General features: G+C 62.3%; 17 protein-coding genes. 7 read left to right on the top strand and 10 right to left on the bottom strand.

The genetic code is table 11. The annotated features are described in order from the left end of the window. Nucleotides 1-5: 5 nt before the first annotated feature. The 5 genes from clsB to R0382_RS14180 all read right to left on the bottom strand — a co-directional run bounded on the left by clsB (nt 6) and on the right by R0382_RS14180 (nt 5,926). Entirely contained in the window at nt 6-1,169 is a 1,164-nt protein-coding gene (gene clsB, locus R0382_RS14200) for a cardiolipin synthase ClsB (RefSeq protein ID WP_432720386.1), read from the bottom strand. Then, entirely contained in the window at nt 1,166-1,918 is a 753-nt protein-coding gene (locus R0382_RS14195) for an endonuclease/exonuclease/phosphatase family protein (protein WP_432720385.1), read from the bottom strand. Before R0382_RS14195 ends, clsB begins: the two co-directional genes overlap by 4 nt. A gap of 351 nt (nt 1,919-2,269) precedes the next feature. Further along, the gene (locus R0382_RS14190) at nt 2,270-4,285 is read right to left on the bottom strand and encodes an alkyl/aryl-sulfatase (RefSeq protein WP_432720384.1); all 2,016 of its coding nucleotides are present in this window, start codon (nt 4,283-4,285) and stop codon (nt 2,270-2,272) included. A 1,069-nt stretch (nt 4,286-5,354) separates the two neighbouring features. Then, on the bottom strand, nt 5,355-5,603 hold the full coding sequence (locus R0382_RS14185; protein WP_432720383.1) for a hypothetical protein: 249 nt from the start codon (nt 5,601-5,603) through the stop codon (nt 5,355-5,357). A 200-nt stretch (nt 5,604-5,803) separates the two neighbouring features. Further along, nucleotides 5,804-5,926 carry a hypothetical protein gene (locus tag R0382_RS14180; RefSeq protein WP_432720382.1) on the bottom strand — a complete coding sequence of 41 codons (123 nt, stop codon included), beginning with the start codon at nt 5,924-5,926 and terminating at the stop codon, nt 5,804-5,806. Nucleotides 5,927-6,104: 178 nt separating this feature from the next. On the opposite strand from R0382_RS14180, the gene R0382_RS14175 reads away from it, so the two are divergent. After that, nucleotides 6,105-6,302 carry a hypothetical protein gene (locus tag R0382_RS14175; RefSeq protein ID WP_432720381.1) on the top strand — a complete coding sequence of 66 codons (198 nt, stop codon included), beginning with the start codon at nt 6,105-6,107 and terminating at the stop codon, nt 6,300-6,302. A 4-nt stretch (nt 6,303-6,306) separates the two neighbouring features. Here the strand turns inward: R0382_RS14175 and nudB are convergent, their stop codons facing one another. After that, nucleotides 6,307-6,750, bottom strand: coding sequence for a dihydroneopterin triphosphate diphosphatase (gene nudB / locus R0382_RS14170; RefSeq protein WP_432720380.1), 444 nt, complete (start codon nt 6,748-6,750; stop codon nt 6,307-6,309). Nucleotides 6,751-6,813: 63 nt separating this feature from the next. On the opposite strand from nudB, the gene R0382_RS14165 reads away from it, so the two are divergent. Genes R0382_RS14165 through R0382_RS14155 form a run of 3 tightly spaced genes read left to right on the top strand, consistent with a single transcriptional unit; the run spans nt 6,814 to nt 9,286 of the window. Continuing rightward, nucleotides 6,814-8,031 carry an aminotransferase class V-fold PLP-dependent enzyme gene (locus R0382_RS14165; protein ID WP_432720379.1) on the top strand — a complete coding sequence of 406 codons (1,218 nt, stop codon included), beginning with the start codon at nt 6,814-6,816 and terminating at the stop codon, nt 8,029-8,031. Next, nucleotides 8,028-8,477, top strand: coding sequence for a SufE family protein (locus tag R0382_RS14160; protein ID WP_432720378.1), 450 nt, complete (start codon nt 8,028-8,030; stop codon nt 8,475-8,477). The genes R0382_RS14165 and R0382_RS14160 overlap by 4 nt, the downstream gene beginning before the upstream one ends. Nucleotides 8,478-8,536: 59 nt before the next feature. After that, nucleotides 8,537-9,286, top strand: coding sequence for a basic amino acid ABC transporter substrate-binding protein (locus tag R0382_RS14155; protein WP_432720377.1), 750 nt, complete (start codon nt 8,537-8,539; stop codon nt 9,284-9,286). A 50-nt stretch (nt 9,287-9,336) separates the two neighbouring features. Here the strand turns inward: R0382_RS14155 and R0382_RS14150 are convergent, their stop codons facing one another. Beyond that, on the bottom strand, nt 9,337-10,257 hold the full coding sequence (locus R0382_RS14150; protein ID WP_432720376.1) for a LysR substrate-binding domain-containing protein: 921 nt from the start codon (nt 10,255-10,257) through the stop codon (nt 9,337-9,339). Nucleotides 10,258-10,408: 151 nt separating this feature from the next. On the opposite strand from R0382_RS14150, the gene R0382_RS14145 reads away from it, so the two are divergent. Together R0382_RS14145 and R0382_RS14140 are read left to right on the top strand one after the other, a co-directional pair. Then, nucleotides 10,409-11,020 carry an FMN-dependent NADH-azoreductase gene (locus tag R0382_RS14145; protein WP_432720374.1) on the top strand — a complete coding sequence of 204 codons (612 nt, stop codon included), beginning with the start codon at nt 10,409-10,411 and terminating at the stop codon, nt 11,018-11,020. A gap of 118 nt (nt 11,021-11,138) precedes the next feature. Beyond that, nucleotides 11,139-11,714: a hypothetical protein gene (locus tag R0382_RS14140; RefSeq protein ID WP_432720372.1), complete on the top strand. Its 576-nt coding sequence runs from the start codon at nt 11,139-11,141 to the stop codon at nt 11,712-11,714. A 52-nt stretch (nt 11,715-11,766) separates the two neighbouring features. On the opposite strand, the gene R0382_RS14135 is transcribed toward R0382_RS14140, so the two are convergent. After that, nucleotides 11,767-13,452, bottom strand: a complete 1,686-nt coding sequence (locus R0382_RS14135) for an ABC1 kinase family protein (RefSeq protein WP_432720371.1) — start codon at nt 13,450-13,452, stop codon at nt 11,767-11,769. Between the two features lie 165 nt (nt 13,453-13,617). On the opposite strand from R0382_RS14135, the gene R0382_RS14130 reads away from it, so the two are divergent. Then, complete coding sequence (locus tag R0382_RS14130; protein WP_432720370.1) at nt 13,618-14,508, top strand: C40 family peptidase; 891 nt, start codon at nt 13,618-13,620, stop codon at nt 14,506-14,508. 37 nt (nt 14,509-14,545) lie between these two features. Here R0382_RS14130 and astE read toward each other — a convergent pair whose 3' ends face one another. Together astE and astB are read right to left on the bottom strand one after the other, a co-directional pair. Beyond that, on the bottom strand, nt 14,546-15,538 hold the full coding sequence (astE, locus tag R0382_RS14125; protein ID WP_432720369.1) for a succinylglutamate desuccinylase: 993 nt from the start codon (nt 15,536-15,538) through the stop codon (nt 14,546-14,548). Continuing rightward, a complete protein-coding gene (gene astB, locus R0382_RS14120) occupies nt 15,535-16,878 on the bottom strand; it encodes an N-succinylarginine dihydrolase (protein WP_432720368.1) in 1,344 nt (447 codons plus the stop codon). Before astB ends, astE begins: the two co-directional genes overlap by 4 nt. Nucleotides 16,879-16,911 lie beyond the last annotated feature (33 nt).

Here is a 16,911-nt window from a genome sequence, read left to right as displayed (position 1 = left end):
AAGCGCTACTCCAGATAGCGCCGGCCGCCATAGCCACTGATCGCCATCAGCACCCGGACGATACCGTGCGAGATCCACGGCAGGATGCGGAACAGCCAACGCCCACGCCTCAGGTCGGCCAGCAAGATCGGCACCGAATCGGTTTCCAGCCTGGCATGCAGATCGTCACGCAGCGCCGTGGCCAGACCGTGATCACGAACGATGATATTGGCTTCTCGCGCCAGCAGCAGGCTGAACGGGTCGATATTGCTCGACCCGACGGTCGCCCAATAGCGATCGATGACCGCAACCTTGGCATGCATGAAGCCCTCGCGGTATTCATAGATATCGACACCGGCCTTGAGGAAGCTGCGGTAGAAGCCGCGGCTGGCATAGTGCAGCAAGGCGTGATCGACCCGGCCTTGCAGCAGCAGCACGACATTGACGCCACGTTCGGCGGCACGCAGCAACGCATGCCGAAAACGATAACCGGGCAGGAAGTAGGCATTGGCGATAACGATTTCCGAGCGCGCGGTCTCGATCGCCCGCAAGTATTCCTGCTCGATCGCATGGCGGTTGCGGAAGTTGTCGCGAATCACCAGCTTGGCGAGGCTCCTGCCCGCGCGCATCGGCGGCGGCTGAGGCGGACGGGTTTTGGCCCATTCCGGCACCAGCTGCACCCACGCGGTGTGCCGCCACAAACGATTGCTTGCCTCACGCATCTGCGCCACCAGCGGCCCCTGCACGCGGACCGCATAATCGTAGCGCGGCGCCAGCTCGGCCGAATCGACATCGCTGAGAATGTTGATGCCGCCGATAAAACCGACCCGGCCGTCGATCACCGCCAGCTTGCGGTGCAAGCGGCGCAAGCGCTGCCGGTCGAGCGAAAATGGTGCAACCTCGGGCCGGAAGAACAGTTGCCGCACGCCTGCCGCCGCCAACCTCTCCCGCCACTCGAGCGGAAAGTGCCGCGCGCCGAAACCGTCGACCTGCAGCGAAGTCTGCACCCCTCGACTGGCGGCGCGCATCAGCGCTTCGGCCACGGCTGTGCCGACGACGTCGAGCTCGAACAGGTAGCTTTCCAGATAGATTTCGTATTGCGCCGTATCGATGGCGGTAATCAGCGCGGGGAAAAAGTCCGCGCCGTTGAACAACAGGGTCAGATGATTGCCACGGACAAAACCCGTCATACCTGCCCTCGATGCAAAACGGTATACAGCGGCGCGTGATCCGACAAAGCCGACCACGGCGCGCCACTCAGCACATCAGCCACTTCGATCTGGAAACCACGGACATAGACTCGATCGAGCGACAGCAAGGGCAAGCGTGCCGGAAAGCTGCGCGCCGAATGGCCGTGCAGCGATTCGAACGCCTCGACGACGCCCAGCTCATGCCCCAGCAACCGTGTCGACTCACGACGCCAGTCATTGAAATCGCCGGCCAGCACCAGTGGTGCGTTTTTGGGGATGCGCCTGCCGATGACATCCACCAGCATGGCCAGTTGCCGGCGACGGTCGTGCCCCAGCAGATTCAGATGCACGCACAGCGCATGCAGCGGCTGATTCCAGCCCGGCAGGTCGAGCTGACAATGCAGCAGCCCGCGCTGCTCGAAGCGGTGCAGCGTCAGGTCATGGTTGTAGGAATTGCGGATCGGAAAGCGCGATAGCAGCGCATTGCCATGATGGCCATGCTGATAGTTGGCATTGCGCCCGTAGGCTGCGGCAAGCCCCTCGCCCGCCAGATACAGATGTTGCGCCTCGCCCGGCCAGGTATCGAAGCGGTGCGCGTGCGAGCGATGCTCGCCCTGCACTTCCTGCAGGAAAACAAGGTCCGGCGACAGCTTCTTCAGCGCATGGCGCACCTCGTGCACAACCAGCCGACGGTTGAACACCGACAATCCCTTGTGGATGTTGTAGCTGGCAACCCTTAGCTTATTCAATTTGAAATCAACGTATTAAACCGGCATAACGCTCGGCACAGCCATTTCGCGGCACCCGAATGAATCAGTAGATTATCACGCGATTTCCGGCCACGTTCACGCGCACGATCCGGCCCGCGCCAATCTCAGCGATGAAACGCGCGCCATCGTCCGCCACCAACCCCACACCGACGCCGGCCGAACTCATATCGCCCCGGCAGCCCCGGGTTCACGCCGCCGGCGGTTGAAGCCGAATCGGAAATCACGCTAACGGCCAGGAAAAAACCCCGCCGAAGCGGGGTCTCTGCATTGCGCAGCTTATTCCAAGCCAGCTGTGACAGCACCACAGCGGTGCCGTCACGGCCAGGCAGATTACTTGATCTGATTTTCCGCTTGCAGCGGCAGGACGAGGTTCATGTTGTTCTTGATGTTCAGATCGAACAGACCCGGCAGCTTGTCGAGCGCCTTCGCGTTACCGCTCACCTTGGCCTTGCCTGCCTTGACCAGATCGTCCAAGGAGGTCTTGCCAGCGAGGAAGGCCAGCAGATCCGGTTTGGCGATCTCAAGCGACACGTCGGCATTCTTGGCCTGGAACTCGCCCAGGGTATTGAACACACCGTTGTGCAGGTCCACGGCGTACTGCTTGTCGCCCTTCAGGCTCAGGTTGATCAGGTGATTGCCCACCTTCTCGGCCTTGACCTGATCGATGACCATGCCGAGGTAAGGCATCAGGCTGTCACCCGGCAGCCCTGCGATCACCTCCGGCGACGAGGTCGCCAGACCGTTCGGCACGTTGCCGCCCGCACGCAACTCCTGCGCACCGGCAAGGTACCAGTTGCGGTTCAGCGCAGTTTCGTCCTGATAACCCAGCTGCTCCAGCGCGTCGGCCATCAGCAGCACGGCCTTCTGGTTCTTCGGATTCGAAGCGACGATGTTGTTCAGCAGCTCGGTCGTGAAGCGGTAATCGCCCTTGTTGAAGCTCTTGAGCGCGGCATCCAGCACCTTCTGCTCGCCACCGAAGGCCTCGACATAACGCTTGCCACGCTCTGCATCCGGGTAAGTCGCCAGCTTGGCGGCGTTGCCGTCATACCAGCCGAGGTTGCGGATATAGGTCGACTTCAGGTTGTTCTTCAGGTTGCCGTAGTACGGGCGGTTGTCCCACTTGTTGAGCACAGCCTTCGGCAGCTGGGCATGTTCGGCGATCTCGTCCGGGCCATAGCCGTAGTTGGCGTAGCGCATCGTGGTATCGAACAGCGACTGGTACAGGTCACGTTGATCCTTCAGGTACTCGACCACGTTCTTGTTACCCCAGACCGGCCAGGTGTGCGGGCCGAACTGCACTTCGACCTTGTCGCCCCAGCGGCCCAGCGCCTGGTTGATGTACTTGGCCCACGCGGCCGAGTCGCGGATCTGGGCACCACGCAAGGTGTAGATATTGTGCTGCAGGTGGTTCACGTCCTCGGCCATCGACAGCGCATTCCACTTCGGAATGAACATGACCATTTCGGCTGGCGCTTCGGTGTGCGGCACCAGATAGAACACGAAGTCGACGCCGTCGATCTTGACGGTCTCGCCATCCTTGGTGATGTATTTGTTCGGGATCGGCAGCGTCGACTCGTCGTTCGCCAGCGCCGGGCCGAGCGAGCCGGTCACGATGCCCTTCTCGTTGATCTTGAGCACGTTGCCGTACTGGTAGCCGGCACGGCGATTCATGATGTTGCCGCCCATCACGTTTTCACTCACGGCTTCTTCGACAAAGCCTTCCGGCGCATACACCGGCAGCTTGCCACTCTTGACGTCCTCCGGCGTCGCCAGGCCTGCGGCATAAATGCCGCCGAAACCGCCGAAGTGGTCGGCATGGCTGTGCGAAATGATCACGCCCTTCAGTTCACGCTTGCCGCGATGCTTTTCGTACAGCTCGATCGATGCCTTGAGCGCTTTGCCCGAGTACTCGACATCAAAGAACACCATGCCCTTGTCGGTCTCGATGATGGTCAGGTTCGACAGATCCTGGCCACGCACCTGATAGATGTGGTCGCTGACCTTGTACAGGCCGCCACGGTTCACCAGTTGGGCATGGCGCCAAAGGCTGGGGTTGACCGAAGCTGGCGCCTCTTTGCCCTGCATATAGTTCATCGCAGTCGCGCTGAATACGCCGTCGATATTGCCGTTATTCAGCAGCGGGGCAATGAAACCGTGGTCGGCGTCGGCAAAGGCGGTCTTGTTGCTGAAGTCCAGCTCTTTGTAGACTTGCTCATTGGCCTTCTTGGTATACGAGGACGCATCTTTCTGAGTGCTGTTGAAATCATAGCCAGCAGCCATCGCGGCCTGCGACATAACAAACAGCGAGCACAGCAACGGATAAGCGATCAGTTGTTTCGTCTTCATTGATTCGGCACTCCAAGAGATAGCCATACGATTAATGATGTGTCAGGTGGTAGTTCAAGAACTGCGTCAACACTCGGCAATGCAATTCAAAATTGATGCTGATTGTAAAGCAAAAGGCCCGGACATCAGGTCGATCTCGCTGCACTCCACAAGCTGAAGGCGTAATCCGGGCGTCCTGCTGCAGCCTGTAGCGGCTTTCAGACACGCCCGTACCCGCGCTTCAGCTTTCTCCAGACGGGGAATCCAACACAACGGTCGCACTGCCCACCGCAGTCAGCACTTGCCTCTTCGGTCCTAAGGTCGAACCACGATTTAGTTGATTATTACAACCTAATGAGTTTGAGTGGTGGCAGTTTTTGCGAAGGACCCCGTGAACAGGGTCTGAATTTGGAAAAGATTGTTTTCAATCAAAGTTAGCAAGCAATAATATTGCTTGCTTGCCGGGAGCAAAATCAGCCCAAAAACTGCCTATCGAGGCCGAGGAAAAATCTGACCAAGGCCGACACCCAGTCGCACGCTGTCATTGCCATGCACGAGTTATAGGTTCAGTTCAGCGTCGCGCGCAGACAGGCGCCACCGCCAAATTGTTAGAACACAAATGGCCGCAATGCCGCCACATTGACTTTCTCGCGGCCTGCTTCGCCAAAAAAACCGTGTCCCCAGGGTGTCAAGCCAGAATTGATTGCCGTCTTCCGGCGATTCAGACAAGTCACCGATGCAGTACTGCTGCAGATTGAAAGCCGTCATATTGGCCAACGCTTGTTGGCCTGTGCCGCGTTGCCGGCGACCTCGTCGACACTGGCAAGACGGGCGATACCGAATGCACCACCCAATGCCAGCAATATCAATGACGCCATATCTGTCTCCCGAGGCAATGGGGCCAACCACCCCGCATGGATTTCGCCCCTTCCAGCACTTGACTACCTGTCAATCGCCCTACAATCGGGCGATCAAGCTTTGGGGTGAGCCACGTCGACACGCGACAAGCATGAAAGATATATCAAACAAATCTTCCAACACAACCTCATTTAAATGACTGATTTAGTAAATTTACAGACAACGAAATAATTCACCGAATTGGAAAAACGCAATAAATCTCCCTCGCCATCTCCCTCGCCATCTCCCTCGCCATCTCCCTCGCCATCTCCCTCGCCATCTCCCTCGCCATCTCCCTCGCCATCTCCCTCGCCATCTCCCTCGCCATCTCCCTCGCCATCTCCCTCGCCATCTCCCTCGCCGCCAGTTCGGGCCAGCCAACACGGCGCGCATTGGCGCCGCCGCCAGGCGATCCGGCCCGGTGTTCGGGGAATGAATGCATCGGGGAAAGTGCGGGAGCTACGGATGTGCGTTTACTCGCGCAGCGACTGTCAGAGGCATGCAGCGGCGCGGGAGTACGTCAACGCAGGAAATAGAAAGGAGTGGACCGATGCGGATCGGTGCCGGAAAGGAGTACGGCTCGGAAGCGGGGTAAAGCGGGGAGGCCAGGCCCGAACAGGGCCTGGACAGGTAAGCGGCTGATCAGCCAAGCAAGCCCGAGGCGTGCAGCAACAGCAGCAAGACGCAGGCGATCAATGGCGCGTTGAACTTGAGCAGGGTCAAGGTCATGGCGGCAGTTTGTTTCGTCGGCTGGGCGTTGTGCATGGCGGGCTCCTTGTGACTTGGTTCGCCCATCTTGCCCGCCCGATCCGGCACGCACCTTGCGCCATATCAAGCTTGCCGCCCGCCCTCGCGCTCACCCCACGCCGCGGGCAAGCGTTAGAATGACATATGGGCAACCGCCCGCAGATCGCCCTTTGGTTTCAATCCAGCAGGAGTCGATATGGTGCTCGAAGAAAAACCGCCCGCCGATGGCTCGCATATCAGCTTGCCGGTTCGCAAACGCGATGCCCGCAAGCACCCCGAGCCGGCGACAGTGCCGCCTCCGCAGACGCACCGGGTCGATGTCACGGTGCAAAAGCCCTTCGATCATGACGTCGGCGATCTTTACGACCCCGACCATCCGCCAGAAAAAGACTGAGGCGTCAGTCGCCGGCGTGAAGGGGCAGCCTGCGGATCGCGTCGGCGTTCGACGGCGAGAACACCATCTCGGCGGCTTGCGCCCAATCGACCCAGCAATATCGGCCGTGTTCGCCCGGCGACAGCGTGACCGGCAGTTCGGCCGACACTTCCAGCGAGAACACGTGCTCGGTGTTGGTCGTGATGCCCGGCGCGTAGCGATGCCGCCAGACCGGATAGATCTCGTACTCGTTGACATGCTGCCAGTCGCTCAAGCGGTGACTGCTCGCATCGATGCCCGTCTCCTCGAGCACTTCGCGACATGCGGTGTCGATCAACACCTCGTCGCCCTCTCTGCTCCCGGTGACCGATTGCCAGGCATTGGCAAAGTCGCGCCGTTCGATCAAAAGCACCTTGAGCTCGGGCGTGTGGATCACCACGAGGACGGAAACCGGTTGTTTGTAGGTCATGGCGGCATTATACAATCGCCGTCCGCTTCCACCCCCTTCCTCAGTCACGAGCAGCCGATGCCGATGAACGCGCCCTTTTCCGCCGCCCGCATCCGCGACGAATTTCCGATCTTCCGGCACCATCCGGACCTGATCTACCTCGACAACGCCGCGACGACGCACAAGCCACTGGCCGTGCTCGATGCCGAACGGCATTTCTACGAGACGGCCAATGCCAACGTGCACCGCGCAGCACACCGGCTCGGCAGCGCCGCGACCGACGCATTCGAAGGTGCGCGCACCCGGATCGCCGCGCAGCTGAACGCCTATCACCCGGACGAAGTGCTGTTTACGCGCGGCACGACCGAAGCCATCAATCTGGCCGCGAACAGCTGGGGCCGCGCCGAGCTGCGTCCCGGCGACGTGATCCTGCTATCGACGCTGGAGCATCACGCCAATATCGTGCCGTGGCAGCTGGTGGCGCAGGCTACCGGCGCCATCGTCAAACCGATCCCGCTCGACGCCGATGGCAATATCGATCAGGCGGCCTATCAGGCGCTGCTGACCCCGGCGGTCAGGCTGGTCGGGCTGACGCAATGCTCGAACGCGACCGGCGTCCTGCCGCCGCTGGCGCCGATGATCGCCGCGGCCAAAAGTGTCGGCGCGCGGGTCTTGATCGACGGCGCGCAAGGCATTGCCCACGATGGCGTCGACGTGCGCGCACTCGGCGCCGACTTCTATGCTTTTTCCGGCCACAAGCTCTACGGCCCGACCGGTATTGGCGTGCTGTGGGCGCGCCGCGAACTGCTGGCGCAGATGCCGCCCTGGCAGGCGGGCGGCGAAATGATCGATCGCGTGTCCTTCGACGGCACGACCTTCGCCGAACCGCCGTTCCGTTTCGAAGCCGGCACACCGCCGATCGCGCAGGCAATCGGCCTTGCTGCGGCGATGGATTGGCTGGCCGGACTGGATCGCAGCGCGCTGCTCCGACACGAGCTGGCGCTGCGCGAACGCTTCGAGGCAGGGCTGGTCCAACTCGGCGACATCCGGATCCTTGGCGCGAACGCACCGCGCGGCCCGATCAGCGCGCTGAGCTTCGACGCGCTGCATCCGTACGACGTCGCCCAGTTCCTCGACGGCTACGGCATCGCCGTGCGCGTCGGCCAGCACTGTGCCGGCCCGCTGCATCAGGCACTCGGCCTGAGCGGCAGCCTGCGCGCGTCGTTCGCGGCCTACAACACCGAGGCCGACGTCGACGCGACCCTTTCCGCGCTCGCCACCACGCTGGAGCTTCTGGCATGAGCAGCTATCCGCCACCGTTCGACCACCCGTTCGGCACCAGCATCGATCGCGACGCACTAGCGCAAAGGCTGAGCGCTGCCGCCGGCTGGGAAGCCAAGAACCGCCTGCTGGTGCAATTGGCACGCGAACTGCCGTCGCTACCCGATGGCTACCGGACTGACGAGTACCGCGTCGCCGGCTGCGAGAGCACCGCGTGGATCGTGATCGGCCAGCAGGATGGCCGACTACTGGCCGCCGCCGACAGCGACTCGCGCATCGTCAAGGGCTTGTTGGCGCTGCTGCTGACGGCCTACCACGGCCACACCGGCGCCGAGCTGGCCGACTTCGACTTCGAAGACTGGCTGACCTCGCTCGGCCTGCAACGCTTTCTGACCACCTCACGCGGCAACGGCCTGCGTGCCATGTCCAGAATGATTCGAGAGGCGATTGCGGAATTCTCGCATTGACGCAGAACTGACAACGCGAAGATGCTCCCCACACAATCTGAAGAAGGAAACCCTGCCCAATGAAATCCGCCCGTTCGCTGATTGCCACTCTGATTGCCTGTGCCTGCGTGATCGCCCCGGCCACCGCCTCGGCCCGCACCTATACCGCCGGCGCCGAAGCCACGTTCGCGCCGTTCGAATCGCTGAACCAGAAGCGCGAAGTCGTCGGTTTCGACGCCGACATCATCGCGGCCATCGGCAAGAAAACCGGCCTCGACATCAAGATGGTCAACACCCCTTGGGAAGGCCTGTTCATGAGCCTGAACAACGGCGATATCGACATCGCCGCCTCGGCGATCACGATCACGCCGGATCGCCAGAAGACCATGGATTTCAGCCAGCCCTACTTTGAGGCGCAGCAGCTGATCGTCGTGCCGACAGGCAGCAAGATCACGTCGATGGCCGACCTGAAGGGCAAGAAGATCGGCGTGCAGACCGGCACCACCGGCGACATCGTCGCGCAGGACACCTTCGGCAAGACGTCGCCGGACATCCGCCGTTACGAAAGCATCACGCTGGCCGTCCAGGAACTGCGCGACGGCGGCCTGCAGGCCGTGATCGGCGACAACGCCGTGGTCAAGAACTACCTGAAGAACAACCCGGGCGCGAAGTTCAAGCTGGTCGACGACAAGGGCTTCAAGAAAGAGTACTACGGCATCGCCGTGCGCAAGGGCAACAAGCAGTTGCTCGACCAGATCAACAAGGGGCTCGGCGCCATCAAGGCGGACGGCACCTACCAGTCGATCTACAACAAGTACTTCGGCAAATAAGCCCCGACAAAAAACCCGGCAATGCCGGGTTTTTTGTTGGGCGCCCCCGATCAGATACGCGTATAGCGGGCCGCAACCTCGTCGCACATCCGTTCACCCAGGAAGTCGAGCAAGGCCCGCACCGCCGGCAACAGGCCACGACGACTCGGGTAGACGGCGTGGACGATACCCGGCTGCGGCGACCAATCGGGCAGCACCTGCACCAGCGCGCCGGATTTCAGTTCGTCGCGGCACATGAAATCGGGCAGCAGCGCCATGCCGACGCCGCCGATTGCCGCCGTGCGCAAGGTCTGCAGGTCCTCGGCCACCAGCCGCGGGTAATGGCTGAACAGATAATCGGCGCCGGCCGGTCCGAGCAGCGGCCATTGCGTGCGGCCATCGCTCTCGCCCAGCGCCACCGTATCCAGCCACGACAACTCTTCGGGTGCGCTCGGCTGCCCTTGCCGCAACAGCTGTTCGGCGCTGGCGACGAGAATGGTGCGGCTCATGCCGAGCTTCTTGACGACCAGCGTCGCGCTGTCCTGCAGCACCGGACGCACCCGCAGCGCCACATCCACGCCTTCGTCGATCACATCGACCGCCCGGTTGACGATCAGCAGATTGACCCGCACCTGCGGATAGCGCGCCATGAATTCACCCAGCAAAGGCGCCAGCGACCATTGCGCCAGCGTCACCGGACAACTGACCCGCAGCGTGCCGCGCGGCTCGCTCTGGATTTCCTGTACCGCCTCTTCCGCCGCCCGCGCCTCGTCACGGATCGCCAGGCAATGCCGGTAATAGCGCTCGCCGGCATCGGTCAACGAGAGCTTGCGCGTCGTCCGCTGCAACAGACGCACACCGAGCCGAGCCTCGAGTTCGGCCACGCGCCGCGACAAACGTGACTTCGGAATGCCCAGACTGCGGCTGGCCGCACTGAAGCCGCCCTGACCGGCGACTTCGGCAAAGAAAAGCATGTCGTTGAGATCGAGCATCACGTTCCAGCCTGGAAACGGGGAATCACCCCTTGATTGTCCTACCAACAGGACAATGTATCGCATTTTTGCCGGCTTATCGCCGTTTCGGCACCGGGGCACAATGCCTCCATCGCATCAACGCGACCCGACAGCCCCAGGAGAAAACACCATGAAACTGCTGCATATCGATTCCAGCGTCCTTGCCGACAACTCGGTTTCGCGCCAACTCACCGCCCGCATCACCCGTGAATGGGTCGCCAAGAACCCGGACACGACGGTCGAATACCTCGATCTGGCAAAGGAAGCGCCGACCCACCTGTCGTTCGATTCGCTCGGTTTTCGCCTGGGCCTTGCCGCTGACCAGTTGACCGAGGTGCAGCGCACGGAAAACCAGCACACCCAAGCGCTACTGCAGCAGTTCCTCGCCGCCGACGTCATTGTCGTTGGCGCACCGATGTACAACTTTTCGGTACCAAGCCAACTGAAGGCGTGGATCGACCGCGTAGCGCAAGCCGGCCACACCTTCAAATACACCGAGAACGGCCCGGTCGGCCTTGCCGGCGACAAGACCGTCATCGTTGCCTCGACCCGTGGCGGTTTTTATTCGACCAGTGACGTGATGCGCGCGCTCGATCATCAGGAAAGCTATCTGAAGAGCGTCTTCGGCTTCTTCGGCATCAGCAACGTCCGCTTTGTCCGCGCCGAAGGCATGTCCATGGGTGACGCCGTCAAGAACGAGTCGCTCGCCGCGGCAGAAAAGGAAATCGCCGCCCTGGCTTGAGCAACAGGCCACCCACAGGCTCGCAAGGCCGATTCCGGCCGGCGCAGGCAGCGCCGGCCGGAATCGGCCATATCAACAAGCCGACCCGTGCCTGACGGCAAGCTAAAAGGACCGGATCATGCCCAGCGCCGAAGCGCACTTCGACACCTGCCAGACACCCGCAGCCTGGCGCCTGTTCGATCAGAACCACCCGCCCTGCGCCGCCACCAGCCTGATCTACCTGCTCGAAGACTCGGCCGGCCGGCTATTGCTCAATGATGGCGAACCGCTCTACCCGGGCGGCCTGTACATTGGCCCGCAAACGCTGGCGCCGCGCACGGAGCCGGGCAGCAGCATTCAAGGCATCCAGATCAGCACGACGGCCACCGCCGTACAACGACTCTGCAAAACGCAGATCCCGGTTGTCATCGCACCGGGCAGCCGTACGCGATTGCTGGCGGGACAGATCGATACGTGTGATTCACCGCTGCCGTGGCCCGGCGCGCTGATCGATTTGCGGCTCGACACCGGATTTCCATGGACATCGCCATGCAAGCAGACGGCTCGAGTCATCGTCATCGCCGGCGAGCTGCACTGCGGCGACACCCCGATGCCGGCCGGTGGCGAATACGCACTTTCCGCCTCGGCTACGCTCCACGCCGGCCAACGCAGTCATGCGCTGATCTGGTTAGCCCCGCCGACCTCCGGCAACTAGACGCCGCTTGGGCACCCAAGGCATGCCGGGCGGTGCGCGGCACTCACAAGCGCTAGCGCTCTTCCTTGCTCGATACCCAGATCGAGAACACCAGCCAGACGGTGTTGAAGAACGCGATCAGGAAACCCAGAAAACCGAACGCCGGCAGACCGAACAGCATCGGCCCTGACTTCACAGTCATGACGATCGACGAGCCGATGATCAGCGCACCGGTCACGATGCCCATCGTCAAACGGTTGGCGCTCTTGGCGAGCTGGCTACCAAAGCGGTCAAGCCGCTTCAGATCGAGATCGACGCGCAGATTGCCGCGCCGCGCCTGCTTGATCAGCTTGCCGATGTCGCGCGGCAAGCCGGCGACCAGATGAAACGCCTCGTACAGCCCGTCCTTGCCCTTCTTGTACAGCGCCTTGGGCTGGAAGCGCGCCAGAATCACCTCGCGCACGAACGGCGTCAGGTGCGGCACCATCTGAAAATCGGGATCGAGCTGGCGCCCCAGCCCTTCCAGCGTCACCAGCGCCTTGAACAGCAGCGTCAGATCGGCAGGCAGGGTGATTTCGTGCTCGCGCATCAGGCTGGCGACATCGTTGAGCAGCGCACCGAAACGGATGTCCTTGAGCGACAGGTTCTCGTAGTTGAACATGAACTCGGCGATATCGACGGCAAGCTGCTCCTCGTCGACGACGACATCACCGGTCCATTCGAGCAGCACATTCAGAATGCCGTGCTCGTCGCGTTCGGCCAGTGCCGCCAGCAAGTCGACGATCTGGTCGCGGCGCGGGTGCGGCAGGCGGCCGACCATGCCGAAATCAAGGAAGGCGACCTGATTGCCCGGCAGGTATTTGACGTTCCCCGGGTGCGGGTCGGCATGAAAATAGCCATCGATCAGCACCATTTTCAGCACCGCATCGGCGCCACGCGCCGCCAGCACCTTGCGATCCAGCCCCGCAGGATCCAGCAAGGCCAGCTCATTGCCGGCCACGCCACCGACCCAGTCCTGCACATTCAGCCGCTCGGACGTATACGCCCAATGCACCCGCGGAATATGGATGTCCGGATTCGCGGCGAAATTCTGTGCAAACCGGTCCTGATTGCGCGCCTCGGACGACAGATTGAGTTCGCGGCGCAGCGAGCGGGTAAATTCTTCGGCGATCCGCCGCGGCTGATAGCGGCGGGTTTCCGGAAATTCGAACTCCATCAGGCCGGCAATATGCGCGAGGATGCGCAGATCGGCCTCGATCTTGGCGGTAATCCCGGGCCGGCGCAGTTTCAGCACCACATCGTGGCCATCCTGAAGCTTGGCGCGGTGCACTTGCGCAATCGATGCCGAACCGATCGGCACCGGATCCAGCTCGGCGAATACCGTGTGCGGATCACAACCGAGGATTTCGGTCAGCTCCGGCAGAATCTGCGCGAAAGGCAGCGCCGGTACATTGCTCTGCAACTTTTCGAATTCGGCAATCCACTCGGGGGGAAACACGTCGACCCGCGTCGCAAACACCTGACCGAGCTTGATGAACGTCGGACCCAGTTCTTCCAGCGCGCGGCGGACACGCACCGGCGCATCGAGTGCTTCGATCTCGTGCTCGCCCGGCAGATGCAGCAGATCAGCCCCGCGCTCCAGCCCCTTGGCGAGACCGAGCCGGTGCACCAGATTCCCCAATCCGTGCCGCACCATGACGGAAATGATTTCCCGCACACGCGGCAAATCCCGCATGACCGAGAAGGTTTCTTTCAACACGGATGAACTCTCCCTGTGATTGTGCTGTCAGCCATAGAGCCCGGTACACCAGGGTTTTCTGCCCGACACCTGATATAGCCAAGCCACGTAAAGACCAGTTATCGGCTTACAGCCCCGAATATTAGGCTTTACAGCTTTTTTGTACATCCGATACATTCCAGACCCATGAAATGGTACCGAATTCCTGCAGCGCTGCTCGTCAGCGCCTGCCTCTCCGCCCTATTGCCGACCGCGCGCGCCGATGAGCCGCCGGCGGATACCGGCAACTGGAGTAAATCGTCGAAGGATGACGCCGGCGACAATCAGGCCGCCGCACAAGAACTGCTGCTGCAGGCGATGAGCCTGATCGGCGTCCGCTACAGCTGGGGTGGCAACACCCCGGAAGAAGGGCTCGATTGCAGCGGCTTCATCCGCTACGTCTTCCAGAACTCGCTCAACATCACCCTGCCGCGCACCGCCTTGTCGATGTCGCAGACCGGCCGGTCCATCGACAAGGATGAACTCAAGCCCGGCGACCTGGTGTTCTTCAACACGCTGGGCCGGGCTTTCTCGCATGTGGGCATCTACCTCGGCGACAACCGCTTCATCCATTCGCCACGCTCGGGCAAGAGCGTCGAAGTCTCGAACATCCAGCAAGCCTACTGGCAACAACGCTGGAACGGCGCGCGCCGGATTGCCGGCGCTTCGGGCAACGGGGTCAATATGACGACGCTACTGGCCTCGGCCGGCAACCCCAAGACCCGCAAGCCGAGCACGGTTCGCGTTGCGCCCGCCGAGCAAAACTGCCGCAAGGTCACAACCGGCAAGGGCAAGCACAAGAAGACGACGACGGTGTGCTCGCGCAGCGCCACCAGCAAGCCGGCAAGCGCCAAGCCCTCAACGGGCAAGAGCACAACCAAGGCCAGCACGAAGTCCTCGGCTAGGAGCACCTCGTCCAAGGCCAGTTCGACCAAAAAAAACGCGGCCAAGTCGACAACAAAATCGACCAGCAAGACCAGCAGCAAGAAATCGACCACGTCGAGCAAGAGCAGCAGCACGACAACCAAGAAGCAGTAATGCGCCGCGCCAGCGAGCTGGTCGCTGGCAGCGCGGATCAGCTCAGCGTGGCGGGTACGACAATCAGCCCGGCGCGCTGACCGATGGCGACGTCCGGATTCGGAAACACGATCCGGGCGTCCAGCTCGTCGACGACCCAGCGCGTTTCGCCGTCCTCGGCAATCGTCATTCCTTGTGCCAGCGGAGTAAAGTTGTCGGTCTTGCCGTCGACCAGCAGCCGGAATGCCTCGGTGCGCTTGATGATCTCGCGCGCGACTTGATACACCACCACATCCCCCGCAGCCGGCGTCGGCAACTCGCCTTCGATCAAACCCTGCAGATAAGTCTCCAGCTTCGACAGGTCGACCTGCTTGTTCTGGCCGAATGGCATTGCCCTGCCCAGCTCGACGGTAAACGCCGACGCCTGGCAATACCGGCTGCTGAACAAGGAAAACGTCGGTGCGGCTGCCGATTGCAGCAACACCGCCGAAACCCCCGCAAGACCTAGCCGCCCGACCTCGACCGGATCGAACGCCTTGCCCGGCGCGGGCAGCGGATAGATCGCGAATTTTTCTATCAGGCTGCCGTGTATGGCCGTATGCAAGTCGTAATGCAGCCGCGGCACCGCATCGCCGCCGGCCTGAGCGAAGAAGCGCGCCAGCTGCATTTCCAGCATTGCCGCGCGCCGTGCTTCGGGGCCGTCGCCGACATCGGGCACGCGGCAGAACTGCCGGTTCATGTCCTGCTCGACGAAGCGCTCGCCACGCCGCAAGGCCTCGATATTGCCGATCACGAACAGCACCCGGGCCTTCGGCCGCAACTCGCCGCACAGCAGCTTGGCGATCAGCCGGTCAACCAGCTCGACCGGCGCGGTTTCGTTGCCGTGCACGCCACAGGAAATCACCAGATCGAGTTCGCGCCCATCTGGATCGCGTGGCTCGAAACGAATCACGCCTTCGTCGAGCACCTGCACGTGAGTGCCGTTGGACTGACAGTACGGCAGCGCGATCGCGGTGCGGCCAGCCAGCGTTTCCGCCAGAAAACTGTTCATCGGGATGCTCCTTCGAGCTGGAACGGGTAAATGGCGCCCAAGCCCATCAGGCGGGTCAGCTCGTCGAGCGCGGTGCGCACTTCAAGCAGCAATTGCGGATCGGCCAGATCGGCTTCGCTCAGACGATCGCGGTAATGCCGCTCGACCCAGCCGGTCAGCGCGGCGTACAGCGCATCGTTCATCCACACGCCGGGCGCCACCGCAGCGGCTTCGGCCTCGTTCAGCTCCACCCGCAGCCGCAGGCAGGCCGGGCCACCGCCGTTGCGCATGCTCTGCTTGAGGTCGTAAACCAGCACCTCCGACACCGGCCCGCCTTCGGCGAGCAGGCCTTGCAGATACGCCCAGACCGCGGGCCGCTGGCGGCACTCGTCGGGCACGACCAGCCGCATGCGTCCCTCGCCGGCGTCGAGCAGCTGACTGTTGAACAGATAGCTTTGCACCGCGTCATCGACGCTGACGCTGTCAGCCGGCACCTCGATCAGCCGCAGGCCACCCAGCTTGCGATCGAGCTCGGCATAGACCGCGCCCCGATCGACGAAGGCCGCCTGATGGCAGAACAGCACGTCAAGGTTGCCGACGGCGATCACGTCGTTGTGGAACACGCCGGCGTCGATCACAGCCGGGTTCTGCTGCGCATAGACGACGCCGGCATCGCTGAGGCCATGTCGACGCGCAACGGCGACGCTGGCTTCGAAGGTCTGCCTTGCCGGATAGCGCTGCGGTGCATTGTCGCCGCCCCAATGGCGCGCGCCGTAGACAAAAAACTCGACCCCGGCGTCGCCGTAGGCCTTGGCAAAGCGCGTATGGTTGGCCGCGCCCTCATCGCCAAAGGCCGGATGCATGGCCAGCGCCGGATGATGGGCAAAATGCGACTCGTCACCGAATAGCGCCTTGAGCGTCCGGCCGGTCTGCGCATGCTCGATGGCGCGGTGAAACTTGTTCTGCAGATTGGCGACACTGAAGTGCACCCGACCATCCGGGGTATCGGCCGACGGGCTGACCGTGGCCGCATTCGCGACCCACATCGCCGAGGCCGACGACGCGGCCGACAACAATTGCGGCGCCTGTCTGGCCGTTGCGGCGATCACCGCGGCATCGTCACCGCCGAAGCCGAAGCCGCGCAGCACCTCGACCGCGGGCCGTTCGTGCGGCGGCAGTACGCCCTGCCGGTAACCGAGGTCGGCCAATGCCTTCATCTTGGCCAGGCCTTGCAAGGCCGCCGCACGCGGGTTGGCGGTCTGGCCTGCATTGCCGGTCGAGGCGACGTTGCCGAACGAATGCCCACCGTAGTGATGCGTCGGCCCGACCAGCCCGTCGAAGTTCGCTTCAAATGCTGGCATCTTGCCTCCATCGGTTCACGGACTCGCAACCCC

The sequence above is a fragment of the Jeongeupia wiesaeckerbachi genome (assembly GCF_050916355.1).
Taxonomy (GTDB): Bacteria; Pseudomonadota; Gammaproteobacteria; order Burkholderiales; family Chitinibacteraceae; genus Jeongeupia; species Jeongeupia wiesaeckerbachi.
Note: the sequence above shows the minus strand (reverse complement) of the source record. Positions and strands in the feature narration are given on the sequence as shown.